Origin of the sequence: Microbacterium luticellae, assembly GCF_050408645.1 — a bacterium.
Taxonomy (GTDB): domain Bacteria; phylum Actinomycetota; class Actinomycetes; order Actinomycetales; family Microbacteriaceae; genus Microbacterium.
In genome coordinates this window covers 158,949-182,493 of record NZ_JBNTKE010000002.1, presented here as the reverse complement: position 1 = coordinate 182,493, position 23,545 = coordinate 158,949, and the positions used below count along the sequence as shown (strand labels likewise).

The following is a 23,545-nucleotide window of genomic DNA, read 5'->3' as shown; positions in this document are numbered from 1 at the left end:
CTGTACTGTTCTTACCTATGAGGACGGCAGCAGCGAAGGCGGCAGGCGAAAGCATCCGCGCACTTCGAGAACTAGCAGGGCTCACAGTCACCCAGACAGCCCAACTGACCGGTCGCTCACCCTCGTACCTGTCACGAGTCGAAAACGGTAAAGCCGCGCACGTGACGGACAAGTACATCGCGAACACAGTCGGAGCACTGAGCCAATACATCGCGAACCCGGTGGGCGCTGAAAAAAGTAATCCCGCCGCGTAGCCGCGCGACGGGATTAGAACACGAAAGAGAACACCCTTCATGTTGAAGAACATCGTATCCAAGTCTCCGGCGAACGTGCCGGTGACAACCGACGTGCGGTTGTCGCTCACCCTCGATGAAGCGCAGAAAGCTACCGGCGTATCGCGCTCGATCATCGAACAAGCTATCCGAAACAACGACTTGATAGCACGGTATCCGTCGTCACGGCCCGTCATCCGCGTCGCTGATCTCGACGAATGGCTGAAGTCTCGACCGACAGAACGGCCAGTGAAATGAACAGTGTCCCAATCTTCGTCATCCCCGCAGCCACGTTGCTGATTATCGCGCTCGCGAACTGGTGGGAATCGACCCGCCCCGACACCGACTCTCGTTCGGAGTAGCACTCCGAACCGCCAGTGGGAGCTCTTACCGGCCCCACCGGTACTTAGTGCACCCAAAAACAGGTCGCACAAGCACATCGAGAACTCCACACAGAGACACGCTGATACGTCATTCCGTTGTTACGGCCCGGTATGTCCCGGCACCGGACGACAGCAAGCCACTTATGGGGATGACAAGCACGCACGCTACGGGCCGTTGAGTGGACGGAGAAGCCGGGGTGCAGGGAAAGGGCGAGTGACCGCTATCGGATGTGGTCGAAAGGGAAGCACCAACAAGGGTGCACAACTTTTTTTACTCCAACACGTAAGCGGTTGGAGTGTGCGGGCGACTGGCAGGAAACCGGTCGCCCGCACTTCTCATATTCAAAACCAGAAAGGAGCCACGTGAGCTCATATTGGAGGAAGCCTGACAAACGGTTAGATAAAGAGTTCCGCGCACTAGGTGCGAGGCGAACCGAACGTCACTCGAGCAGGAACAGCGGTAAGAGCAGGTCTGCTCACTACCAGTTCCCGGACGGTGCCGTTATATCGGTGCCGGGGAACATTCGGCCTGGCGCAGCCCACTTGCTGTTAGAGAAAGTGCGCACCCAATACGGCTACGACAAGTCCGATCCGCTATCCGGTGCCGTGAAAGTGTCTGGCGTGCCGAAGATCGACCTCGAACGTGTCGAAGTGACGGCACACGCGCGTGAACGGTTGAAGCTCATGCGTGCACAGGCAGCTGTCACCTTCGACGAGATTCTGTTGACGCTGAAAGCGCCGTTACGTGTCCGTTTTGTGCCCGATCACGGCACATGGCTGTGGATAGGTGAGCGTATAGCGATCGCCGGTAGCCACACAGACGGCAGCACATCGATCGTCACGATCTTGTGGACGACGAAAGAACTATGGGACGCGAACCCGCGACCATCCCAGGAGGGATAAGTGAAACATTTAGCTCACGCTACCGACCCGGCGACTAGCCATGATGCGGTTGTGGCATTGAATCAAGACAATTCGGCAGCACTCAAAGACGCGCTGCTTCACCTATTGGCAGAGAAGCCGATGACAGCCGACGAGCTCACAACCGCGTACACAAACCGTGCCGAGTTCAAACGTTGGCCGATCTTCACCGATTGGCACAACATCAAACGTCGACTGTCTGAGTTGCATACGCACCACAAAGTTATTCGACCATCCGGCCACACGCGGCCGTCACGCATGGGCCGAAAGTCCATCGTGTGGGAACTATCGCTCGCGCTCGACGAAGCGCGAATCATCGTAGGAAGTGGGAAAACCGTTGAGTGACAAGGATCAGACACGACCGCTCGTCATGCTGTTGGTATGGCTGACGGTCATCGCGTTCATCGTATTCATCTATCTGACCGCCGCAGTGTTCATCACGCAGGGCATCAACGAGATTGCCGGTAACGGTGTGACGTTGAGCCCGATCGTGAAGTTCATTTACGCCTACATCGTGATCATTCAAGCACCGTTCATGCTGGCTCGCAGACGATGAGAGTCATACGCAGGCGGAAACCAACCGCGTTCATTACAGCCACGGCCACACTCGCCGTGGCTTTTTTAGTTCAACTATCAATGCTCACGTGGTGGGCATTTATCTGGTGAAAGGCCACTAATGAGCATCGTCCTTGACATGCCCGAAACCGAGTACCACGCGCACCCGGCGCTCTCGTCAACGGGCGCCCGTCAACTACTCGTAGCCCCGGCAAAGTTCGCATACGAACAAGCACACACACGCCCGTCACGGCCCGAGTTCGACCTAGGAACAGCCGTTCACACGAAAGTTCTAGGCACAGGCTGGAACGTTGTTGTCATCCCCGAGGAACTGTTAGGCGCTAACGGTTCCGTGTCCACGAAAGCCGCGAAAGAGTTTGTTGCTAACGCGCGGCTCGATGGTCTTGTGCCGGTGAAAGCCAGCGTCGCCGAGACTGTCAACGCCATGTCAGAGTCTGTACTCGCGCATAAGGATGCGCGCGTGATTCTCGAACAAGCCGGCAACGCGGAAGTGTCCGTGTTCGGCGAGTGCCCTACAACAGGCGTTGAGATTCGTGCACGGTTCGACTTCCTCAGCCAGACAGAGAAGGTCGTCGGTGCCGACTTGAAAACGACAGCCGGTGAAGCGTCACCTGAAGCTTTCGCCCGGTCGGTCGGATCATTCGGCTACCACATCCAAGAAGCTCACTACCGTGACGCGGCACTGTTCGCCGATCACCCGGTGGAAGCTTTCGTGTTCATCGTCGTCGAGAAGGAGCCGCCGTACCTCACGGCTGTTCACGTGCTCGACCAGGACTACCAAGACATCGGACGGGAACGTGCGCTCGAAGCGCGCCGCCGATTCCGCACAGCACTCGATACCGACGAATGGCCCGGCTATCCCGACGGCATCCAGATCGTGCGCCCACCGAACTACATCATCTACGACCACATCGATCGAGGTAACGCAGCATGAGCAACGAAGAATGTTTGACCTCGGACGAAGCTGACATGATTGCTCAGATTCTGCCGGATATTCCGAAAGACGATCGCGCGTCGAGGCTTGCCCGACGTACACGTGAGCCTGCCGACGATGACGTTACGAGCGTCAGTGACCGGCTGAAAGCGTTCTACCGGAAGTGCCCAAACGGGCGCGTTCACACCGACGTGACGGACATGGGCGACGGCGCATGGCTGGCACGCGCATACGTGTTCGATGGCGAGATCGAAATGCCACGCGCGTCAGCATCAGCCACACGTTCACGGCACGATACGGATGAAGTGTCAGCCGAATACCCGTTGGAAACGGCCGAGACAGCCGCCATATCGCGCGCACTGCGGAACTTCGGAGTGAAGCCATGAAACGCAAAGCGCGCGTCTATAAGCGTCCAGTGTTCTACAACGGTCGCGTCGTGACGGTCTGGTTCACATCGGACGGGCAACGTCAGCGCATGTATCGGACACGGCGCGGCGCGATTCGGAGCTTGCGTGACTAGCAAGTTCACACCAAGGACACGGTGGATCATCATCAACCGTGACAGTGACGCGAACGGCACCCCTATCTGCCAATGGTGTGGGGGTGCCGTTCGCATCGACTGGGGTGAATATTCGATCCAGCATCGACGTGCGCGGGGCATGGGAGGTTCCCGGTTGAAAGACACCGGCCAACCTCAAAACGGTGTGCTCGTGCACGGATCAGCCACCACCGGATGCCACAGCGAGATCGAAAGAAACCCCACGAAAGCGGCCGAGCGCGGGTTCCGCGTCGCGCAGTACAAGAACCCGGCCGCTATCCCGATCGTCACATGGGACGGCCGTCAACTCACGCTCACCGTAGGTGGTGAAGCGATACCAGCAGAAAGGAGGGACGGATAATGCGCGAAATATGGAGGCCGACAGAAGGCCGTGCGATCTTCAATGTCAGTTGGATAAAAGAAGGTTGCGTGCTCGCGATCGACCGGGCAGGAATGCGTCACAAGCCGTGGCGCGTACACGAAATAACCGGCTGGAAAGACGACCGGCTACGGATGATTCTGCGGCCAGACGGTGAACTGTATGACTACTCGAAGTACAACCGGCACGTTTCGATGGTTCAGTATCCAGCATCGGTGTATCTGCTCCCAGAGCATTACGGCACCTGCCACAAGTGCGGCGAAATCTCGCCGTGCTCGGAACAGTGGGCGGCGCAGGCTGCGGAAGAGATCGCTCGACGTGCGGAAAGGTACGAGAGCGAGGGTGTCTGCCCACAGTGCATGGAGCCCGTCACCGTACGACAAAAGTCGTACCGGTTCGAGCACAACTTGTATGTGCCCGTCGGCCCGCCTGTGACATTCCACGCACGCAGACGATGCTTCGCGGCAGCTGTCCACTACGACTACGCGGTAGCGAAAGCGTTAGGTGTTCAGCCGACACTCTCATGCGAGGGACTGCTCACGCGACACTTCGACTTTCACCGAGAATGCTCGAACGACAGGTGTCCGGGGTTCCACGTCGTGCATCCGAACTTCAACCGTTGCGCGCCCAACGAGGACTGCCAACGTGTCGAGTGCGAGTATCTGTCGAGGCGGTTGCATGAAAGATAAACGCCTCTATATGACGTTTCCGAACGACGTACATCGGCATCCGAAGATAAAGCGGTTGCCGCCAGAAGTCCGGTGGACGTTCATAGAAATGAACGGTGAAGCACGTATCGCTGATAACGATGGACGGTTCGCGGCCGAGGACGCAGAGTTCTTGTGGAGCCAAGATCATCTCGAAGCTCTCATGCGCTCACATCCGACGCGACCGCTAGTTGTGCGTGACGGTACGGACTATGTGATTCGCGAGTATGCGAAGCATCAACAGACACGTGCAGAGCGGGAACGGTTAGCGGAAGTCTCTCGCGCTAATGGCGCGAAGGGCGGTCGCCCGAGAAAGAAACCCGACGAAACCCAACAGAAACCCAGTGGGTTATTGAATAAACCCAGAGGGAACCTGGAAGAACCCAACTCAAAGCACAGTCAGAGTCAGAGTCAGAGGACTAATACTTACGTTAACGAGAGTCAGTCACTAGATACACGTGCGCGCGAAGCGACGGACGAGTTATCTCCAACACAAAACCGCATGGCAAGCAGCTACGGCATCGACGTGGAACGCGTGCAAGCGAAACTCAGTGACCAACTCGGTATGAACCTCACCAAGCTCGGTGCTCTCACGATCGCGTTATGGATCATCGGTAAACGCGACGAACCACCACGTGCGCCAACCGCGTACGTGATCGGGTCGATCACAAGATCGCCCGCCGAAATTGAGAAACACATTCACGACAACGGCTTGTCGTAGCCCCGCACATGCGGGGCTTTTTTGTTGAAAGGAGTTGATACGAGTGTCGACACAGACTGTTCAGATCGATTCGAGGCTCTGGTTTCGCATCGCTAAGCATGCTGAACGTTCAAAGATCAGCGTCAGCGAGGCGTGCACGGTCGTTCTAGGCGTGCACTTTCCGAAAGATGAAGCGACTCTCGATGACCGGATCGTCGCAGCAGTGGTAGGTGGCGCGCCCGCACCAGTCGCCGCGCACAGGCTCGGTTGCACTGTCGAGCGCGTGCGTAAGACGTGCAGGGAGCGAAACATCACGTTGCCGAAGTTTGTTCGCGGCAACTGGGATAGCGAACTCGCCGGAGGTGCGAAGTGAGTTTCTGGGCAGCGGTTTATTCCATCGTCGGCATCGGATTCGCGCTAGTGGCCATATCGTTCGCCGTCACCGTCACCATTTTCATGTTCATGCGCCAACACGACAACTAAGGAGCGTTGTAGTGAGTTCTTCAATTTTGTTCGACCCAACCTTCCCTCACGGCAAGCCGGCGGGATTCTCACGCGGATGCCACTCGTCACGCTGCCCGGCGGAACTCTCATGTGCAGACGTGCACCGACGGTACGTCGGAGACTGGCGGTTCCGTAAACGGTTCGATGCTGGCATGACGCTCGCAGACATCCTCGGAATGGAGGCGCAGGAAGCCGCCGTCGCCCGCGAGGTCACCAAAAAGGCCCGGAAGGCAGTAACGACACGTCGGCGGTATTCAAGCGCGACAGGCGACAGCAGGACGGTCGAGTTCCAAGATCAGATTCGCGAGCTTCACAGACAAGGTCTCACCGACAAAGAGATCGCCGCCAGACTCAACACCTCGTTCACGCGAGTATCGCAGTCACGCCGCCGCATGGAGATACCGCCGAACGTCGCAGAAACAAAAGCTGACCGGATTATCGAGCTCGTCAAAAACGGGCACACGGATGCAGACGCAGCAGCTGCGACCGGCGCGAGCATCGTCTACGTCAAATCGGTTCGACTCAAAGCCGGTATCCACGTCACACGTAAACCGACACTTGACGACATGTTGCCGGAGCTTATCGCTGCGGGCATGGACGCACAGCAGATAGCCGACAAGGTAGGCCGACATCGGCACTACGTGGCGGCACGCATGCGCGCACTCAAAAACACCAACCACACCCTCGCCTCGGCGGGGGTTATTTCGTTAGAGAAGGAAGCTTCACATGAGCGCTATTTTGTCGCCTGAGTTTTTCGTCCACCCGACCGACACCTATGAGCAGTTCATTCGAGAGAAAGTCGCTTTCGATAAGACGTTCGGATTCACGATCGAGGATGCCGACCTCGCGCCGATCTTCCAACCGGAACACCCCGACTTCAAACCGCATCAGCGGGACATTGTGAAATGGGCCGTGCAGGGCGGTAGGCGGGCGATCTTCGCGAAGTTCGGGCTCGGTAAGAGTGTCATGCAGATGGAGGCTCTGCGGCAGATTCTCACGCATCCTTCGTCGCCGGTTGTTAACGGCCGGGCGTTGATTATCGCGCCGCTGGGTGTGCGGGGCGAGTTCATCCGTGACGGTAAGAACCTGCTCGGCATCGAGGTGCGGTTCATTCGCCGTACGGAGCAGATCGACCCGGAATGGTCGGGAATCTATGTCACGAATTATGAGTCGGTGCGTGACGGCAGGCTCGCTGTCGACGGGTTCGATGCTGTCTCGCTTGATGAAGCGTCTGTGCTGCGGTCGTTCGGGTCGAAAACGTATCAAGCGTTTTTGAGTCTGTTCGACACGGTGCCGTACCGGTTTGTGGCGACAGCGACACCGGCGCCGAACAGGCATAAAGAACTCATTCACTATGCGGGCTACCTCGGCATCATGGACACCGGCCAGGCGTTGACACGGTTCTTCCAACGAGACTCTACGAAAGCGAACAACCTGCGGTTGTATCCGCATAAGGAGCGCGAGTTCTGGCTGTGGTTGAACACGTGGGCATGTTTCGTGCAGTCACCGGCTGACCTTGGCCATTCGGATGAAGGTTATGCGCTGCCGGGACTGTCGATCACGTGGGATGTTGTCGAGGTCGAGGTTCAGTCTGACCAGGTTGACCATGACGGGCAGGGCGTGCTTGTTCGTGCGGGCGCGAAGTCACTGGTGGAGACGGCGCGTGAGAAACGCGAAACCGTGTCGGCACGTATCGGCCGGGCGCTCACGCTCGTTCGCGAACACGTCAAGACACACGGTACGGGTGAACAGATCATCCTCTGGTGTGACTTGAACAGCGAACAAGACTTGCTCGAAAAGCTGCTCACTGCAGAAGGGTTATCGTTCTCGTCCGTTCACGGCGGGCTCGATGACGACGAAGCAGAACGTCGACTTGATGCTTGGCGTGACCGGGAAACGTTCGCGTTGATCGGTAAGCCGGTACAGCTGGGGCAGGGCATGAACTTGCAGCAGTCGAATACGGCGGTTTTCGTCGGTGTGGCGCACAAGTTCAACGACACCATCCAAGCCGTGCACCGTATCCAACGGTTCGGGCAGACACGTGACTGTCACATCACTCTGATCTACGCGGAAACGGAATCAGAAGTGCGTGACAGTCTGCTCGAAAAGTGGGAAGAACACGACCGGCTCACCGACACAATGAGTGACGTTATCCGCGAGTTCGGACTCAACCCTGCCGCGATTAGTCAAGCGCTCACACGGTCGATGGGAGTCGAGCGGGTCGAAGAGTCCGGCACAGGGTGGACGGTCGCGCTAAACGATTGCGTGCTCGAAACCCGCGACCACATGGACAGCAACAGTGTCGATCTTGTCGTCACGAGCATCCCATTCTCGAACCATTACGAATACACGCCGTCATACAACGACTTCGGCCACACGGACGACAACACACATTTTTGGCGACAGATGGACTATCTGACACCGGAACTGTTACGTGTGTTGAAACCTGGCCGGATCTACGCATGCCACGTGAAAGACCGTATCCAGTTCGGGAACGTCACCGGCGCCGGTATCCCCACCGTGTCACCGTTCCATGCCGAAGCGCTCGCACACGGCCTAAAGCATGGTTTCGACTACATGGGCATGATTACCGTCACCACCGACGTGGTGCGAGAGAACAACCAAACGTATCGACTCGGATACACCGAGATGCGGAAAGACGGCACCAAAATGGGTGTCGGCTCACCGGAATACATTCTGTTGTTCCACAAACCACAGTCGGACAGGTCGAAAGGGTATGCCGACGAACGGGTAACGAAAACCGTTGCCGACTATTCGCTGGCACGCTGGCAGATCGACGCAGCAGCCGATTGGCGATCATCCGGTAACCGTCTGCTCACACCCGAAGAGATGGTGGCGATCGAACCGAAACACCGGTCGCGACTATTCAAGGCACAGACGCGCGCGAACGTGTACGACTATGCCGCGCACGTCAAGACCGGTGAAGCGCTCGAAGCTCGTAAAGCCCTCCCGTCAACGTTCAAGAGCCTCGACCCCGGGTCATGGCGACCGGACGTGTGGGACGACGTGAACCGGATGCTCACCCTCAACGGTGAACAGTCACGCCGCGCACTGGAGTTCCACGTGTGCCCGTTGCAGTTCGACATTGTGGACAGGCTGATCGAACGGTACTCGAACAAGGGCGACCTCGTTTATGACCCGTTCGGTGGCCTCGGAACCGTGCCGTTACGTGCACGGAAACTTGGCCGTGACGGGCGAGCATCCGAGTTGAATCCGACATCGTTCCGTGACGCTGTGATGTATCAGCAGGAACTCGACCGGTCACAGGCCACACCGTCACTGTTCGACCTTCTCGAACTTGAAGGTGCGGCGTGATCCTCGGTATCGACTATTCGTTGACATCGACCGGCCTTGCCGTGCTGTGCGATGACGGCTCGACCGACACGTGCATCATTCGTTCACCGAAAGATGACGGATCGATCGAGTCGATCGTGCACAGGATCGAACAGATCGCGGATGAAGTCGAAGCGTGGGCCGACCTCGCAGCGGACGACATCGTGGTTCTTGAAGGCTTCGTGAACCACGCGCGGTCGCCACACCGAGGGAAGATCGCCGCTGGCTGGTGGGCCGTCGCCAGACGTGTGTCGATGCTCACCGAATCCCCGGTGATCGTCGTGCCACCCAAGACGCGCGCGAAGTATGCGACCGGTAACGGCGCGGCAGGGAAGCAGGCTGTGGTCGAACAGGTCACGGCACGTTATCCACAGTTCCGCATTGACGGGAGCGATGACATTGCGGATGCGGTCGCCCTTGTCGCTATCGGAGCACGAATGCTCGGGAGACCGATCGACCCCGAGCTACCCGAAACAAACAGATCAGCACTCAACACAATCATGGAGAAAGGCAGTTAGGAATGGACGATTTAGAGGTGCGCCGGGAGGCGTTGGTGCATGCGGTGAAGATCGCTTCCGAACAGCAGGTCGGCGCGTATGAAGCCGAAGTAGTCGTGAATATCGCGAAAACGTTTGAGGACTATCTTCTCGGGAAAGAGGGCAAATAATGGCTGGCGAAACACAAATTGTGGTGGTTGGAAACCTGACCGCTGACCCGGAACTGAGATACACGCAGAGCGGACTGCCGGTAGCGAACTTCACTGTAGCTTCCACGCCACGATCATTCGATCGTGCATCCGGGGAGTGGAAGGACGGCGACGCACTGTTCTTGCGGTGCAGCTTGTGGCGGGAAGCGGCCGAGAATGTTGCGGGTTCGCTCACGAAGGGCATGCGCGTGATCGTGCAGGGCAGGCTCACGCAGCGGTCATATGAGACTCGCGAGGGCGAGAAGCGCACGTCTATCGAGTTGCAGGTTGACGAAATTGGCCCGTCGTTGCGTTACGCGACAGCAACGGTGACACGAGCGACACGTCAAGCCGGTGGACATTCCGCGCCCGTCAACAGTTCGCCCGCTACCTCGTGGGCGACACAAGAGCCCGCGACAGGTTGGGCACCGGAAGGTGGTGTCGGCTTTGGCGACGATACGCCGTTCTAGGCGGCTGCGAGAAACCGAAGAGATGTGGGCCGATGGTGAGGCCAGGCGGCAAGCATCACAGCACCGTTGCGGCCATTGCACCGGCCCGTACGGCCGGTCGAAGATTCCGTGCAAGAACGATCCGGGAGGAAAATTCTATGAGTGAGCCGTGCATCACGGCCACGGCGCACATGAGGGCGGTTCCGGAAAGGGATCGCCCTCACCCGTGCCGCCGTCACGGTATCCACTTCGCGACGTGCGCCGATACGGCGACATGCCGTGGGTGTGCGCCGAGAGAAACCAGCAACGGTTACTTATGCCACTCGTGTTACGGACAGCTTCGGAATCTGCTCGACCGTGCCGGATGGATGGTCGCTCACCTACGTTCCATTGAGGGCAACGGACAGCCACTCGAACGAGTATCAATATCCGTTGAGGGAACCATTCTTATCCCAGATTCGTGGCTCGCCGCCGACGACATTCTCGATGGACTCGGCGCGCCGCCGATACCGGCTCGAGCATCACTTGATGAAGCGATCGGGGTAGCGCACGACAGTATCCAGACGTGGGCGGCGACCGGCGATCAGCGTATTTCAACGATCGACGGTGCGTTGCAGGCGGTCGTGTTCACGAAGCGGATGAAGCGGGCGCTTGCACGGTGGAAAGGTGCCGAAGCCGAACTGCGCCACATTCCGCATATGCGATGCCCGAACTGTCTACAGCCACATTTATGGCGTCGAGCTCCACTGTTCTTCAAGGACAGCATCGACGTTGTTTGTGGCACGCCAGAGTGCGGATATTTCCGTGACTGGTTCGACTGGCAGGCACAATACGCGCCAGTTTTTGAACAACTTGAGAAAGACATGAAACGACGTGAGAAAGAGTCTCGACGTAAGAAGCTCGAATGAGCTAACAGTCGGTAGTTTGTTCAGCGGATACGGTGGCCTTGACTTAGCGGTTGAGGCCTTTTTTGGTGCCCGCACGATATGGCATTGCGAGTTCGAGCCTGCACCGTCGAGGGTGCTCGCGGAACGGTGGCCGGGAGTTCCGAACCTTGGTGACGTGACACAGATCGACTGGTCACAAGTGGAACGGCCAGACATTATCGCGGGCGGTTCGCCATGTCAGGACTTGTCGGCAGCCGGCCGACGTGCCGGCATGAGCGAAGGTACTCGGTCGAACTTGTGGGTGGCGATGCGTGAAGCGATCGCTGTCCTACGGCCACAGTTTGTTGTCTGGGAAAATGTGAGGGGAGCCTACAGTGCGACAGCAGTCAGCGACGCCGATAGCGAGATGGAACAGTCAGAGGGACTGTTGGGAGACAACACAGGCAGACCTTCTCTCAGGGCGCTTGGGCGTGTTCTCGGAGACCTTTCCGATCTCGGGTTCGATGCAGAATGGCGTGGTGTTCGAGCATCAGATGTCGGCGCGCCACATGGACGGTTTAGAGTCTTTGTTCTCGCAACACGACAGGAAACTGTTGCCGACACCGATTCAGAGCGACGGTACGGGGGGGCGAAGGACATTGAGAAATCGAAGTTCGCGCCACAACTGAGAGACATAGCGAAACTGTTGCCAACACCACGCGCTACGGATCACAACGACTCGTTGACAGCACCTAGTGCACGTCGGCACGTCGAGGCTGGTAACGGCACCCTCACGGAAACGATCGGATACGCGCTACTGCCAACACCAGACGCTTCGCTCGGTACGCGGGGCGGCGCTCAGAACCCCGATAAACGGCGCGCCGGTGGACATTCCGTGTCGGTCGCTGATGTCGTCACTCACCTACTGCCGACACCGAAAGCGGGCGATGCTGATTTTGGGATGCCGCGTACGAGCGGGCGCCCGCCAGAGAAATCTACTCACCTAGTCACGCGACTCGTGTACACGAAACCGGCTACCGACTGGGGTGAGTATGAGCCTGCGATTCGACAGTGGGAACAGCTGCTCGGTCGCGAAGCGCCGGAGCCCGTCGAGATCGGCCCGCAGGGCGGTAAACGCGTAACAGCACAGTTCGTCGAATGGATGATGGGCCTAGACGAAGGATGGGTCACGAGCATCGACGTTTCGTGGCGCGCACAGCTACGGATGCTCGGTAACGGCGTAGTCAGCCAGCAAGCGCTACAAGCGTTGAAACTCATGCGCTAATCAACACCATCCATTGACGCTCTCACCACAAACGGTGGGAGCTTTTTTACACCAAAAAACAGGAGAAACTAATGCGAATTGTCAGCCTCGTCGCCGAGAACTACAAGCGACTACGTGCCGTAGAAATCACACCAGAAGGCGACCTTGTTGTTGTCGGTGGCCGTAACGCACAAGGTAAATCGAGCGTGCTCGACGCTATCTGGGCGGCACTCGGTGGCCGTGAAGGGAACAAGACAGCGAAACCCATCCGAGAGGGTGAAGAGTCCGCACGAGTGACGGTTGACCTCGGCGACATCATCGTTACACGTACGTGGCGCGGCGAATACTCGACAGTGAAAGTGGAGTCAGCAGACGGTGCAGTGTTCAAGTCGCCACAAGCGTTGCTTGATGGGCTTGTCGGACGGTTGTCGTTCGACCCGCTCGCGTTCACACGACTGAAAGAGAAAGAGCAACGTGAAGCGCTGCTCAACCTCGTGGAACTTGACCTGAACATCGACGAGCTCGACGCGAAACGTGCCCGCTTGTACGACGATCGCACCGAAGTTGGCCGGCAAGAGAAAGCGATCGGTGAAGTGCCGATCGTGGCCGATCTTCCAACTGTCGAGCAGTCGGCTAGTGAACTGATCCGTGCGATTCAAGATCGGCAGGCGCACAACCGTGCGGTTGATGCGGCAGAAGCAGAGCTTGACCGCAGCGAAGCGGCCGTGGAGTCGCTCACCGAACAGATCGCCGCGCTACAGGTGAAGCTCGAAGAAGCGCGCGTGGACGTGGAAGCGGCAGCCGACCATGTACAAACACTCGGTAACCGTGAAACGACCGCCGATCTTGAACAGCGACTCGCGAGCGTGGAAGAAACTAACGCCGCTATCCGCGCCAACAACCATGCACGCGAACAGCACGCGCAGAAGAACAAGCTGAGTGAGCAGTACGACGACTTGACGTCACGTATTCGCGACTTGGATAAGAAGAAAGCGGCCGCGCTCAGCAAAGCACAGTTCCCGGTCGACGGTCTCGGATTCGATGACACCGGTGTGACGTTCAACGGAGTGCCGTTCAGCCAAGCGTCAAGCGCGGAACAGATTCGCGTATCGCTAGCTATGGCGATCGCCGCTAACCCGCGCCTACGTGTCGTCCGAATCATGGACGGTTCACTGCTCGACGGCGACAACCTCAAACTCATTACTCAGATCGCCGCCGACAACGACATGCAGGTGTGGATCGAACGAGTCGGTTCCGATCGTGTCGGCGTGATTATCGAAGACGGTCAAGTGGCCGCGTAACCCATATAGAAGATTCAGCCCCTCACTGAGGGGCTTTTTTAGTTACAGGGAGAAATGAAGTGTTTACAGCAAGCAACGGCGTGCACCTTAGCACTAAAGGAGTGCCGGTGGATCAGCTTGGGCGGCGGGCGAAAGTAGATACGTCCACCGCGCATGAGGCGCGTATCGAGTTCTATCAGCATCTGCGTGATGAAGAACTAGGCCGGTGGCGTGAGAAGCCGGACGATGATTTTGTGGCTATTCCCCTGAGCGAACACGAGGTGATCGTGCTCAACGAGAGAACCGGGGGAAGCATCACATGGGTTCGTGGCGCGGCTGAACAGAGCACATCTTTTGGTGCGGCCACGGCGCGCGCTTATTTCGAGGCGCACCCTGCCCGTAAACCGTGGCATGACGCTGTTGACGGCGAGTTGTGGCTTATCCGGTTCAGCGACTACCCCAATACAGATGTTTCGGCTCTCGCGAAGAATGGCACGTTCGTTTATAACGACCATTGCTGTGATGGGTGGGCTGATTTCGATGACGACACGATTATTGCGGGTCGTCGTATCTGGCCGGAGAAGTCCGATGCATGACCCTAAGTGTGAGTTTTGTCGTGGCTATGGTCGGTCGCTTGTCGCGGTTGACCCTGAGCCGTTGTGGGAGCCGTGTTATTGCGAAGAAACAGAGGAAGACGACGATGTGTGACTGTAGCCCGATGTTGCGAGCGGGGTGCCCTTGCCCTGTGTGCTGTGCTCAGTGCGCAGCCGAACAAGCTGAGGATGACGACAGTGAATCTTGAAGCGTTAGAGAAGCTTCCACGGTTGCCGCTCGGAAAGATTCACGACATGGAAGGCGCGAAAGTGGCGCTGTTCGTCGGCAACAACACGGCGCATGTTGGCCGGTTGAAGATGGTCGCCGCACACACTCGCGGGAATCGGACTCTCGCAGTAACCAAGGTGCGGGTGGTGCGCCGTAACGGGCGTGCCACCCGGCATGCACAGACCGTGATTTGGCAGTTCTATCACGGTGAGAAAGAACGCGGTTTCGCGGTTTTGGAAGTCGCAGATCGAAAGGACGGTGCGCGGTGATTAGTGAAGAGATGGTTGACCTGGCGGCGAGAGCGGTTCTGAAAGCGCGTGGGCATGGACGGTTTCTTACGTCGCCTGGTTTGTATCGCTTGCCTATTTGGTTGCGGGCTAAACGTGACGCGCGTGCGGCACTTGAAGCGGTACCCATCGTGTCGCCTAGCCGTGACGATATTGCGGATGTTCTCGATAGGGCGGGCGCGCAGGTTGGTGGGTGTGGGCATGAGCCGGGTGAGGGCCGGGATTGTGCGCACTGTTGGCCGCTGCTGCTGCGTTATGCGGACGCGATCCTTGCCGCCCCTGGGGTGCAGCCGGCTCATGCCGCGTTGATCGCGGAAGCCGAAGCACGCTTCACGGATTCGCGGCTTGGTAAGTCGTGGGCGCGTGAGACGGATAAAGACCTGGCGATCATGCGGAGGCTGATCGACGCGCTGGAAGGAAAGAACAAGTGAGCCGGTCACCGGAACAAGTTGTTTCAGAAGCTTTAGAAAGCAAGACCGTTTACGTCTGGAAAGAAGACCACCTTGCCGTGACAGCAGTTGTCCACGCGTTGCGTGAGGCAGGGCTTCTCGTTGAGGGCGGTTCTTGGGAGTACGGAACTTCTATCCCGGAAGCGATTCAAGAGGATGCGCACAAAGAGCCGAGTGAAGAGTGGGCGCGGACGCATGTGAAGCGCTGTAACGCCGGGTGTGTTCTCGTGCGTCGTCTAGTCGGGCCGTGGGAACGGGTCGAGGAAGGAAAGAACAAGTGAGTATGCCGGTAGACAGGTGCTTGCAGTGCGGGCAGACGCGGGCAGAAGTGAAAGCTAACGGCACGTACTGTGCGACGGCGACCGGCTACGAGGCCGTAGAGACCCTGGACGAATGGGAGCGGCACCATTGGCGGGACTGGTCAGACGCTGAACTAGAACGGCACGGTATCGACCCCAGCCTATGGAACCGACACAGGCGCACAGGCATCTACGACCTGGAATGGCCAGCACGAGAGTCCTACTGCATGCGTGAAGGGCACACAGAACCAAGCCCGGAATGGGTTGGTGAGGACGTATGCCCCGTCTGTTACCTGAATCTCGGGGCGCAGCGTGAGTTCGGGCAGGAAGTTGTTATGAGGGCGGAAGGAAAGAACGAATGAGCAGGTTCGAGGGGCCACGCGGGCTGATCGGTTACGCACGGATCGAGACAGCGCAACAGGAGGTTGTTGAAGTGCAGCAGTCGTCGTCGGTCATGTCGTACACGATCAACGGTGCCGTGGAGGGGCCGTTCGTGTGGCTGCGAGTGAATCGCAGTGAGGATCATGGGTCGTTCGCGCATTTGTCGGTTGAGGATGCGCGTGAGATTCGTGACGCGCTCACGGCATGGCTGAACGATGTCGGGATGGAAGGAAAGAACAAGTGAGCGCAGAGTTGCAACCGCACCACTATCCGAAGGTTTACCGGCAGCTACTCGGTTATGTGGAGAAGCACGAGATGCAGATTCTTCACGACGACGGCTTATATCGACACATCCGGTTCAAGAGTCCCGGCACGAGCATCGGATATTTCGACATCATCACGTGGCCGGGGTCGTTGGCTATCACCGGTGACATTGGCGAGGGGCATATCTTTACTCGCGAGCGGGACATGATCGCGTGGTTCTATAACCCTATAGGCGGGTACATCAACCCTGGCTATTGGGCGGAGAAACTGTCTCGTGGTGCCCGTGATGCAGTGGAGTTCAGCAGTGACAAGTTCGCGGCATGGGTGCGCGACATCGCCGGATCACGTCATGACGTGGACGAGATGGTTGAAGAGGCTGAGCATTTTCTTACGAGTGAAGAGGCTGTAGACGTTCTCGATCACCGCGACATTTATTGGGACTTCGAGGATGTCGAGTCGTGGAGAGATTACCGGCACCACTTCTTGCTGGCTTGCCACGCGATCTTGTGGGGCGTGCAGGAATACGTCAAGAACACCACCGACACCACTACCGAGGGGAGCGAACAGTGAGTGCGCTTAGGAGAGCTAGAGAAGCATCACTAAGAGAGTTCCCGGGCGATATTAACGGTGAGACGCGGTACGGGTTCATCGTCGGATGGATGAGGCGTGCGGCAGAAGCCAAAGAAAGTAGCGGCAAGGCAACATCGAAGTCCACGGTCGGACTTTACGGCGGGCCATTTCACGGAAGCAAGGTTGCGCTCACCAGCGAACCGGAACGTCTGGAAATAGGTGGGTACATATATAAGCGGGTGGACGACATTGACGGCGAAAGCTTAGGTGCATACTTCGCCGTCGCGCGGCAACAGGGTCAACCATGCAAGCGAAGGAGAAGAAAATAATGAAGCGCATGAAGATTGCCGCCGTGGCAGGTATTGCGATTGCGGGGCTACTGCTCGCAGGATGCACGCAAGCAGAGACAGCGAAACACAACCTATCTAAGTCGGCGGATCAGTTCGAAGTTGACCGCCGGATCGTGTTCTACAACGGAATCACGGACGAATACATTCTCACGGTAGAAGGTAAGTGTTCGTTCGAGGATCAGTCGTACAAGCTTGACGTGATCTGCAAGACGGGTGAGAACCAGTTCAAGAAACACCACCTCGGACTGTCGGACAACGTGTCCTATTTTGTTGAGCAGCTTGAGCCGGTGACTGCGAGCGCATATCACTACCGTGTGATTTTCCGGCCTGAAGTTATCGTGCCCGACATTGAGGCTGATACGTCAGGGGGCGACGGTGAGTGACGTGAGGATCGAACCGTTTGAAGTAGTGCAAGACGTTGAACGGTGGTGCGAAAGCGAACTTGAAAACATCCGCAAGTACACCAACCGTGAACCGATGGACGAAACAACGATCTACGGCATCCACGAGCTTGCGGCGAAAGCGTATGCGCGTGGCTACGCGGATGGACGCACAGCCGAAGCGGCGAGAAGTGACGGGGCGCGCCGAAGGATGAGGCAAGACCAGGAGAAGAGTAGTGAGTGACTACACGCCGACAACAGAGGAAGTGCGGCTGGAATATATGGCTGTTCGGTGGGGCCAAAACGGCACTGTGAGTTTTGAGTCTCGTGCCGAGTTTGACCGGTGGCTCACTGAGCGAGACCGGCAGGTGGCAGAGAAAGCGTGGGACGAGGGGTTCGCCCACTCGGTCAGAACGAACTTTCACAGCAGAATGCCCCGATTGGAAGATAACCCGCACAGGAAGGAGAAAGACAATGAGTGAACGCATCGACCATGTAGCAGAAGCTCGAAGGCTGCAGGGTGGCGCGCGGGAGATTATTCTCGCGGCCAACAAATCACCGGGCACGCTTGCGCCGCACATGGCGGCAGTAATCATGCTCGATGACGCACGCCTGGAAGCTCAACTCGCGCTCGTTGAACAGCAACGGATCGCGAACCTTATCCGCGCGTATAACGCTCTCTACAACAGTGGCGATCGCGAAGGTGCAGTCGAGCTTTGGAACGGCGACATTCGAGATGCCATACGCGCCACGCTAAACGACGACGGGGGAGAAGAACAGTGACTATCAAGACAACTAACGAGACTCTGCCCGTTGTCAGAAGAGTTGACACCGAGTTCTTGTCATCTAACTTCGGGCACAGAAGATACAGGGCCACAACGTGCGCACGTGACGACCAATACGAACATTCCACGGTCATAGAAAGGAGCGATATCTACTACTCGGACGGCGCGGAATACGAAATGAAAGTGCCGCTCGTTGACCTGCGCAAGTTCGCTGCCATGCTCACCATGCACGCCGACGAGCTCGGACTACCAGCCGACGAAACGTGACCGGCAACACATGCGGCGCACGGTTTCGGGACATGTTCCAGTGCGTCAAACCCGCCGGCCACGTGTTCGAGAAACACGAAGCGCCATTCGGTGACGGATGGTTCCGATGGGGCGAACCGATACCGCCGAAAGGATACGAACCATGAACCGCGAGCGGCGAGAAGAGTTAGCGAACGGTGGACTTATTGCCCGCGAGGGCGACAAAGTGACGCTCGGTAACGGCGGGCAATGGTGGCTCAACGGCGAAGCTTGGGCACGCGCCGAAGCCGACGCGACCATTAGCGTCGACTGCCGCAACCATATTCACAACCAATCTTGGAAGGAAAGATCATGGCCACCCCGCCACTCCCGGCAACATACAAGCTGACACCACACGCGGAACCCTCGATCGTGTTCTCTGACGAGTATGAACACTGGACAGTATCCGACTTGATCGAATACTTGCAGGAATACGAGTCCGACGCGCGCGTATGGGTGCGCGAGGAAACCCTCGATGACGGCACAGCGATCATCCGGCCGATCGAGCTCATAGCGGGCACACGCGCCGAGGTCGTGTTGTGAACGTCGACCGCGAGTTCTCACGCATCCGAGAACGTGTCAGCAGAAGAACCGATAAAGCTGCGGCCCGAGCGGTACGCCGAATCGAAGCGGGCACGCCTGCCGAGATGCGCGACGGAATCCGCAAACCCCCAGTTGTCGAAGCTATGGAAGCGTTAGCGCCAGCGTTCAACAAACTAGCGGCCGTGCTTCGCTCGATGGGGAGCACGCTACAGGCGCCGCTCGAACCGTTAGGAGGAACACGACGATGACCGACGTGCTCGAACGAACAGACACGAAACAGATCAGCAACGACGGCGACCACGACCGATTCGCCCACTACTTCAAGAAGCGTGACCTTGATGCCGCGCTGCTCGAAGGGAAACCCGCAACAGCGCTCTGTGGAAAAGTGGAACCGAAACCATTCCGTGGAATCGACGGCCGCACAGTCTGCCCGACATGCAAAGAAATCTATGAAGGGATACCAGAGTGAGGCAGGCAGACTACGTGCGCACCGACGAGCTCGCCGAAGCTGCCGTGTCGATCGCATGGCTACCGCAACTATTCAACGTGTCAGAATCGACCATCCGACGATGGTTGCGGGCAGACAACATCGAAACATTCCCACACCCGACCGCATCATCCCGGCCGGGTATCCCAGATACTGCAATACGCTGGGGCGACCTGCCAATAAACCAGCACAAGACACGTTGGCGACGAGCGAAAAAATGACCGCCAGCACTGCTAGCATGTAATAAGTTGAGGAAACTCACGCCCACCCGCCACGAGCGGGTTTTTTTATGCCCGATACTCATAACTTCACACGCCTGAGCCGCGTAATGGCGAGGCAGGCACACACAGGCTTGTAGCTCAATCGGCAGAGCAGGGAGTTCAGGATCGTCTAGTTCCGTAGCCCGCGTGCGAGTTCGACTCTCGCCAAGCCACGACAGACGGGAGACACGATGACTCTCGAACACGTCGGTGACGGCTGGTACGCGCTACCCGAAACAGCCGCGCAAATTCACCGGCCAACATGCGACTACTGCGGTGCCGTATACGAATCGTATGAAGCATCCCGCCACTGCTGCCAGGACGACGAATGAGCGCCTGGCGAGGATCAACCCGCAAAGCGACGTTGCCAGCGAATTGGCCGACGATACGCGCCGGAGTGTTGAAGCGTGACGGGCACCGCTGCCAGCATGTTCGATACGACACCGGCCAACTGTGCCGTGCCTACGCAAACCAAGTCGACCACAAGGGCGACCGCGACGACCACAGCCCGCAAAACCTGCAATCTTTATGCGAGTACCACCACCAGATCAAATCAAGCTCGCAGGGCGGCACTGCGCGTGCCCGAGCACGCAAAAAACAGCGGCGACACCCTGGCATATTGCCGTAACCCTGCAACTAGCGTTGCAAATCAGTGCGCGCACCACGGCCAGGTCGAGACTTCCACCATTCGCGGATCGATTCTTCCGACCATCCACCATTAGGCCCAATACGAACATCAGGCGCAGGCAGCCGACCATCCGACGCATAGTTACGTATCGTGCTTGCCGCAATACGCACACCGAACTCGCGGCTGACAAACGCTGCAATTTCAGCAGGGCCCATGTATTCGACGGTCATAGCGCAATCATCCCACGTCACGGTAGACTTACTCACGGCACCTTCCCTTTCATGTTGGTTCCATAGCCCCGGCTCGCTTTCAGCCCGCATCGCGGGATGGGCCGGGGCGCTCTCATGTTCACAGTTCTTGCAACTCGTTCATGTCAAACATGCAATTTACCTCCGTCGTACCGTGCAATATAGGGTGAGCATCCGACGGACGCTCACCCTTGCAACTTATTTGCCGGCAGACATCCGCTCACGCGCGAGCTTCGCTGCAATAGCGTTCTCGGTCACGTAGCTATCAAATGCGGAATCGGGCACTTTAGCCCAGTCGATCTGCTCGTAAACAGTTAGCCCGCACAGGCTTGCAACATATTCCTCGAACACGTAACGCTCACGTTCGGATTCAATCAGCAGCGCAACGCCGGCGCGAGCTTTCAATTCGCTGACGCTCCACATGTAAGCAGTTCGCCCATGCCGGTCGTCGCTGTCCGCTAATTCTTCACACATGCACAACAGCACACGATCGGGCATGGTCGCATACGTCGGAAGTACACGCGGTTCGATGTTTCGCCGGTAGTAGGCTGCAATATCTTCGGCCGATCGGTGTGGCGTAACCGACATGTGGACGGGGCCGCAATATCCGTTCATGAGCTTCACCTGCCGGTATCCGAACTTTCGCGGCAGGTTCGCGTCAACGATCGCCGATAGGTGCACCACGTCACCGGCGAGCAGTTCGCGCACAGTACGCGGTGACGTTCGCCCCGTGATTGTGGAAAGCGGCACGAGGTCGCCTACCGCAAGTTTCGGTGCGTCATGGACGCTGCCGAACTCTGCAAGATCTTCAACGCGCACAGTGTGCGCAATAGGTGCAATTACGTTAGTCATGGTGGTTCCCTTTCACGAACCCGGCGCTTTCATCGCCGGATAATCTGCAACTTATTTGCGTGCGCGCCCCGGTCATGAGCCGGGCGCCGGCCGCTGCCGGTACGCGCTAGAACGGTTCGACGTTCCACACATCAGACGCTGCAACTTCAACAGCCGACGCGGGCGACGTCTCCCACGTGTCGAACGGTGCAACATCATCAACACGAGCAGACGCAACTATGTTGTGCACGTGTTGCCGCGAAAGTCCGATAGCACGCGCAACCGCAGCTTTACTCGCGCCCTTGCTGACAGCGTCGAGGATCATAGCGTCACGTTCGAGAGTCATCCGGCGCAATTCTTCAAGCTCGAGCAGTGCATACTCTGCCGACTCGCGCCACTCTGCCGCGTCACGCTCGCGCTTGTCACGCGCCCGCCACTGCGAGAGTGTCAGACGTTCGGTGCCGCGATGCTCTTCAACCCATTCGCGGAATTCTGCCGTGACGTGTTTGCGGATGACGTGCCAAGGGCCCGTGTATGCCGCTTGCTCGCCCGACAGTCCGCGCTGCGCACACTTGTGCAAGTGCCGGTCAGCGGCCGGCGTACGCGCGAACAGATACGTTTCGCCGCCGGTCGTCGCGTAGAACCGTTGCAAGTCTGTTTCGACGTATTCGGCCCATGACCAGAAAGCGGCGTCGGTAACGCCCATCGATACGCCGCGCATGCTCATGACTGTCCCTCGATCCGGTAAGCGCGGCCGCTAAGCCACACGACCGGGCGCCCGTCGACTTCGCCGCTCGCGTAACCCGGCGCATGCTCATACGCAACCGCGTTAGCGTGCCCGTCAAGCGCTCGGCAACGGCGCATGTGGCCGGTTAGTACCGGCTCGCCCTCGACTGTCTCCGTGAGCAGCAGCCCGTCAACCGTCGCCGCGTGACTCTCGAACCCGTCGAGCCATTCGAATGTAAGCGCGCGCCCGCCATGACCTAAGCCATGAGCGCAGCAGTCGAACTCTCCCATGTCATTCCCTTTCGCTAGCCGGCGCTTTCATAGCCGGTAGTGCTGCGCCCGGTCGCGAACCGTCGACGCCCAAGCGTTGCGCAGCGTAAAAATTAAACGGTGTGGCTTGACAGCTGATCGCCGGTCGCGCTCCACAACGTAATGTCGAGCCCTTTACATTCGGCCATGCGCCCGTAGTCGTACACGTAAGACTCGAAAGCGCGTTTAGCGTCGATCTCATCCGCGAACCATTCGAGCGATTCATAATCGTCGCTGCCGATAACCGTGACTAGATAGCATTCGTCAACATAGTTACCGGACTCTGATTCATAATCGGCGCGCGCGCCCCGATAGTCGATAGGCGCATGCTCGCGAGCTACACGAGAGTAAAGCGCGTGCGAATCGAGCACACTAATCGGCGGGTGGAGCTCGTCTAAATAAGCATCAAAACTGATGGTTACATCCTCCTCACTAACGGGCATGCCTGTAGTCGCGTCGTAGTATCCGCTCGCGTCACTATCTACCGCCGAAGCGATACGAAGCGCGAGACGTGCCGTTACCGGCGTGTGGTCGAACACGCTGACGTCTTTGTCATCCGCCCATAAGGCGACAGGAACATTGAGAGTAGCTGCCACCACATAGGTAGGTACGTCGAATTCGTAGGCAAGTTCTTCGAGTGTGAGAGACATAGATTCTTTCCCTTATACGTAGCGCGTTACCGCGCTTGTGTTTCATGTTGTGCGTTGGGCTTTCAGTTCCAACACTCACAACAATACACACACACGTCACACATGTCAAGTATGTGCCCAACCGCCGGCACACCAACCGACACACACCGACAGTCAACACAAGCGACATACCACCACGC

At 57.9% G+C, this 23,545-nt stretch carries 35 protein-coding genes and 1 tRNA gene; 31 read left to right on the top strand and 5 right to left on the bottom strand.

Features of this window, described 5'->3' with window-relative positions:
* The first annotated feature begins 17 nt into the window (after positions 1-17).
* The 27 genes from ACQUSW_RS06545 to ACQUSW_RS06415 all read left to right on the top strand — a co-directional run bounded on the left by ACQUSW_RS06545 (position 18) and on the right by ACQUSW_RS06415 (position 18,666).
* Positions 18-254: a helix-turn-helix domain-containing protein gene (locus tag ACQUSW_RS06545; protein ID WP_428931485.1), complete on the top strand. Its 237-nt coding sequence runs from the start codon at positions 18-20 to the stop codon at positions 252-254.
* 39 nt (positions 255-293) lie between these two features.
* A complete protein-coding gene (locus ACQUSW_RS06540) occupies positions 294-530 on the top strand; it encodes a helix-turn-helix transcriptional regulator (protein ID WP_428931484.1) in 237 nt (78 codons plus the stop codon).
* Between the two features lie 683 nt (positions 531-1,213).
* Positions 1,214-1,558, top strand: a complete 345-nt coding sequence (locus ACQUSW_RS06535) for a hypothetical protein (RefSeq protein WP_428931483.1) — start codon at positions 1,214-1,216, stop codon at positions 1,556-1,558.
* Positions 1,559-1,921, top strand: a complete 363-nt coding sequence (locus ACQUSW_RS06530) for a hypothetical protein (protein ID WP_428931482.1) — start codon at positions 1,559-1,561, stop codon at positions 1,919-1,921.
* Positions 1,914-2,132: a hypothetical protein gene (locus tag ACQUSW_RS06525; protein ID WP_428931481.1), complete on the top strand. Its 219-nt coding sequence runs from the start codon at positions 1,914-1,916 to the stop codon at positions 2,130-2,132. The genes ACQUSW_RS06530 and ACQUSW_RS06525 overlap by 8 nt, the downstream gene beginning before the upstream one ends.
* Before the next feature lie 120 nt (positions 2,133-2,252).
* Entirely contained in the window at positions 2,253-3,086 is an 834-nt protein-coding gene (locus ACQUSW_RS06520; RefSeq protein WP_428931480.1) for a PD-(D/E)XK nuclease-like domain-containing protein, read from the top strand.
* Positions 3,083-3,472, top strand: coding sequence for a hypothetical protein (locus ACQUSW_RS06515; RefSeq protein ID WP_428931479.1), 390 nt, complete (start codon positions 3,083-3,085; stop codon positions 3,470-3,472). Before ACQUSW_RS06520 ends, ACQUSW_RS06515 begins: the two co-directional genes overlap by 4 nt.
* Positions 3,473-3,598: 126 nt before the next feature.
* Positions 3,599-3,985 carry a hypothetical protein gene (locus ACQUSW_RS06510; protein WP_428931478.1) on the top strand — a complete coding sequence of 129 codons (387 nt, stop codon included), beginning with the start codon at positions 3,599-3,601 and terminating at the stop codon, positions 3,983-3,985.
* A 696-nt stretch (positions 3,986-4,681) separates the two neighbouring features.
* Positions 4,682-5,431 (top strand): hypothetical protein, encoded by a 750-nt coding sequence (locus tag ACQUSW_RS06505; protein ID WP_428931477.1) that lies wholly within the window; start codon positions 4,682-4,684, stop codon positions 5,429-5,431.
* A gap of 635 nt (positions 5,432-6,066) precedes the next feature.
* Positions 6,067-6,663: a hypothetical protein gene (locus ACQUSW_RS06500; RefSeq protein WP_428931476.1), complete on the top strand. Its 597-nt coding sequence runs from the start codon at positions 6,067-6,069 to the stop codon at positions 6,661-6,663.
* On the top strand, positions 6,641-9,250 hold the full coding sequence (locus ACQUSW_RS06495; protein WP_428931475.1) for a DNA methyltransferase: 2,610 nt from the start codon (positions 6,641-6,643) through the stop codon (positions 9,248-9,250). Before ACQUSW_RS06500 ends, ACQUSW_RS06495 begins: the two co-directional genes overlap by 23 nt.
* A complete protein-coding gene (locus ACQUSW_RS06490; RefSeq protein ID WP_428931474.1) occupies positions 9,247-9,786 on the top strand; it encodes a crossover junction endodeoxyribonuclease RuvC in 540 nt (179 codons plus the stop codon). The genes ACQUSW_RS06495 and ACQUSW_RS06490 overlap by 4 nt, the downstream gene beginning before the upstream one ends.
* Positions 9,787-9,788: 2 nt before the next feature.
* A complete protein-coding gene (locus ACQUSW_RS06485) occupies positions 9,789-9,935 on the top strand; it encodes a hypothetical protein (RefSeq protein WP_428931473.1) in 147 nt (48 codons plus the stop codon).
* The gene (locus tag ACQUSW_RS06480) at positions 9,935-10,423 is read left to right on the top strand and encodes a single-stranded DNA-binding protein (RefSeq protein ID WP_428931472.1); all 489 of its coding nucleotides are present in this window, start codon (positions 9,935-9,937) and stop codon (positions 10,421-10,423) included. The genes ACQUSW_RS06485 and ACQUSW_RS06480 overlap by 1 nt, the downstream gene beginning before the upstream one ends.
* A 347-nt stretch (positions 10,424-10,770) precedes the next feature.
* Positions 10,771-11,310 carry a hypothetical protein gene (locus ACQUSW_RS06475; RefSeq protein ID WP_428931471.1) on the top strand — a complete coding sequence of 180 codons (540 nt, stop codon included), beginning with the start codon at positions 10,771-10,773 and terminating at the stop codon, positions 11,308-11,310.
* Entirely contained in the window at positions 11,276-12,553 is a 1,278-nt protein-coding gene (locus ACQUSW_RS06470) for a DNA cytosine methyltransferase (protein ID WP_428931470.1), read from the top strand. The genes ACQUSW_RS06475 and ACQUSW_RS06470 overlap by 35 nt, the downstream gene beginning before the upstream one ends.
* Positions 12,554-12,624: 71 nt before the next feature.
* Positions 12,625-13,833, top strand: a complete 1,209-nt coding sequence (locus ACQUSW_RS06465) for an AAA family ATPase (protein WP_428931469.1) — start codon at positions 12,625-12,627, stop codon at positions 13,831-13,833.
* Between the two features lie 107 nt (positions 13,834-13,940).
* The gene (locus tag ACQUSW_RS06460) at positions 13,941-14,408 is read left to right on the top strand and encodes a hypothetical protein (protein WP_428931468.1); all 468 of its coding nucleotides are present in this window, start codon (positions 13,941-13,943) and stop codon (positions 14,406-14,408) included.
* A gap of 186 nt (positions 14,409-14,594) precedes the next feature.
* Positions 14,595-14,903, top strand: coding sequence for a hypothetical protein (locus ACQUSW_RS06455; protein ID WP_428931467.1), 309 nt, complete (start codon positions 14,595-14,597; stop codon positions 14,901-14,903).
* A complete protein-coding gene (locus ACQUSW_RS06450; protein WP_428931466.1) occupies positions 14,900-15,352 on the top strand; it encodes a hypothetical protein in 453 nt (150 codons plus the stop codon). Before ACQUSW_RS06455 ends, ACQUSW_RS06450 begins: the two co-directional genes overlap by 4 nt.
* Complete coding sequence (locus ACQUSW_RS06445) at positions 15,349-15,651, top strand: hypothetical protein (protein ID WP_428931465.1); 303 nt, start codon at positions 15,349-15,351, stop codon at positions 15,649-15,651. Before ACQUSW_RS06450 ends, ACQUSW_RS06445 begins: the two co-directional genes overlap by 4 nt.
* Before the next feature lie 376 nt (positions 15,652-16,027).
* The gene (locus ACQUSW_RS06440) at positions 16,028-16,294 is read left to right on the top strand and encodes a hypothetical protein (RefSeq protein ID WP_428931464.1); all 267 of its coding nucleotides are present in this window, start codon (positions 16,028-16,030) and stop codon (positions 16,292-16,294) included.
* Positions 16,291-16,884 carry a hypothetical protein gene (locus tag ACQUSW_RS06435; protein WP_428931463.1) on the top strand — a complete coding sequence of 198 codons (594 nt, stop codon included), beginning with the start codon at positions 16,291-16,293 and terminating at the stop codon, positions 16,882-16,884. The genes ACQUSW_RS06440 and ACQUSW_RS06435 overlap by 4 nt, the downstream gene beginning before the upstream one ends.
* A gap of 337 nt (positions 16,885-17,221) precedes the next feature.
* Complete coding sequence (locus ACQUSW_RS06430) at positions 17,222-17,617, top strand: beta-sandwich lipoprotein (RefSeq protein WP_428931462.1); 396 nt, start codon at positions 17,222-17,224, stop codon at positions 17,615-17,617.
* 1 nt (position 17,618) lies between these two features.
* Positions 17,619-17,858, top strand: a complete 240-nt coding sequence (locus tag ACQUSW_RS06425; protein WP_428931461.1) for a hypothetical protein — start codon at positions 17,619-17,621, stop codon at positions 17,856-17,858.
* 230 nt (positions 17,859-18,088) lie between these two features.
* Complete coding sequence (locus ACQUSW_RS06420; protein WP_428931460.1) at positions 18,089-18,397, top strand: hypothetical protein; 309 nt, start codon at positions 18,089-18,091, stop codon at positions 18,395-18,397.
* Positions 18,394-18,666: a hypothetical protein gene (locus tag ACQUSW_RS06415; protein WP_428931459.1), complete on the top strand. Its 273-nt coding sequence runs from the start codon at positions 18,394-18,396 to the stop codon at positions 18,664-18,666. The genes ACQUSW_RS06420 and ACQUSW_RS06415 overlap by 4 nt, the downstream gene beginning before the upstream one ends.
* Before the next feature lie 166 nt (positions 18,667-18,832).
* On the opposite strand, the gene ACQUSW_RS06410 is transcribed toward ACQUSW_RS06415, so the two are convergent.
* Positions 18,833-18,967, bottom strand: a complete 135-nt coding sequence (locus tag ACQUSW_RS06410) for a hypothetical protein (RefSeq protein WP_428931458.1) — start codon at positions 18,965-18,967, stop codon at positions 18,833-18,835.
* A 29-nt stretch (positions 18,968-18,996) separates the two neighbouring features.
* Between ACQUSW_RS06410 and ACQUSW_RS06405 the strand changes: the two genes are divergently transcribed.
* The 4 genes from ACQUSW_RS06405 (at position 18,997) to ACQUSW_RS06390 (ending at position 20,306) form a co-directional block, all read left to right on the top strand.
* Positions 18,997-19,227 (top strand): hypothetical protein, encoded by a 231-nt coding sequence (locus ACQUSW_RS06405; protein WP_428931457.1) that lies wholly within the window; start codon positions 18,997-18,999, stop codon positions 19,225-19,227.
* A 244-nt stretch (positions 19,228-19,471) separates the two neighbouring features.
* Positions 19,472-19,696, top strand: coding sequence for a DUF3039 domain-containing protein (locus tag ACQUSW_RS06400; RefSeq protein ID WP_428931456.1), 225 nt, complete (start codon positions 19,472-19,474; stop codon positions 19,694-19,696).
* 366 nt (positions 19,697-20,062) lie between these two features.
* A tRNA-OTHER gene (locus ACQUSW_RS06395) sits at positions 20,063-20,148 on the top strand.
* A 17-nt stretch (positions 20,149-20,165) separates the two neighbouring features.
* Positions 20,166-20,306, top strand: a complete 141-nt coding sequence (locus ACQUSW_RS06390) for a hypothetical protein (protein ID WP_428931455.1) — start codon at positions 20,166-20,168, stop codon at positions 20,304-20,306.
* 304 nt (positions 20,307-20,610) lie between these two features.
* Here ACQUSW_RS06390 and ACQUSW_RS06385 read toward each other — a convergent pair whose 3' ends face one another.
* From ACQUSW_RS06385 to ACQUSW_RS06370, 4 genes are all read right to left on the bottom strand, one after another.
* The gene (locus ACQUSW_RS06385; RefSeq protein ID WP_428931454.1) at positions 20,611-20,868 is read right to left on the bottom strand and encodes a helix-turn-helix transcriptional regulator; all 258 of its coding nucleotides are present in this window, start codon (positions 20,866-20,868) and stop codon (positions 20,611-20,613) included.
* A gap of 180 nt (positions 20,869-21,048) precedes the next feature.
* Positions 21,049-21,702, bottom strand: a complete 654-nt coding sequence (locus tag ACQUSW_RS06380; protein ID WP_428931453.1) for a hypothetical protein — start codon at positions 21,700-21,702, stop codon at positions 21,049-21,051.
* Between the two features lie 106 nt (positions 21,703-21,808).
* On the bottom strand, positions 21,809-22,408 hold the full coding sequence (locus ACQUSW_RS06375; RefSeq protein ID WP_428931452.1) for a hypothetical protein: 600 nt from the start codon (positions 22,406-22,408) through the stop codon (positions 21,809-21,811).
* Positions 22,409-22,790: 382 nt separating this feature from the next.
* Complete coding sequence (locus tag ACQUSW_RS06370; protein ID WP_428931451.1) at positions 22,791-23,366, bottom strand: hypothetical protein; 576 nt, start codon at positions 23,364-23,366, stop codon at positions 22,791-22,793.
* Positions 23,367-23,545 lie beyond the last annotated feature (179 nt).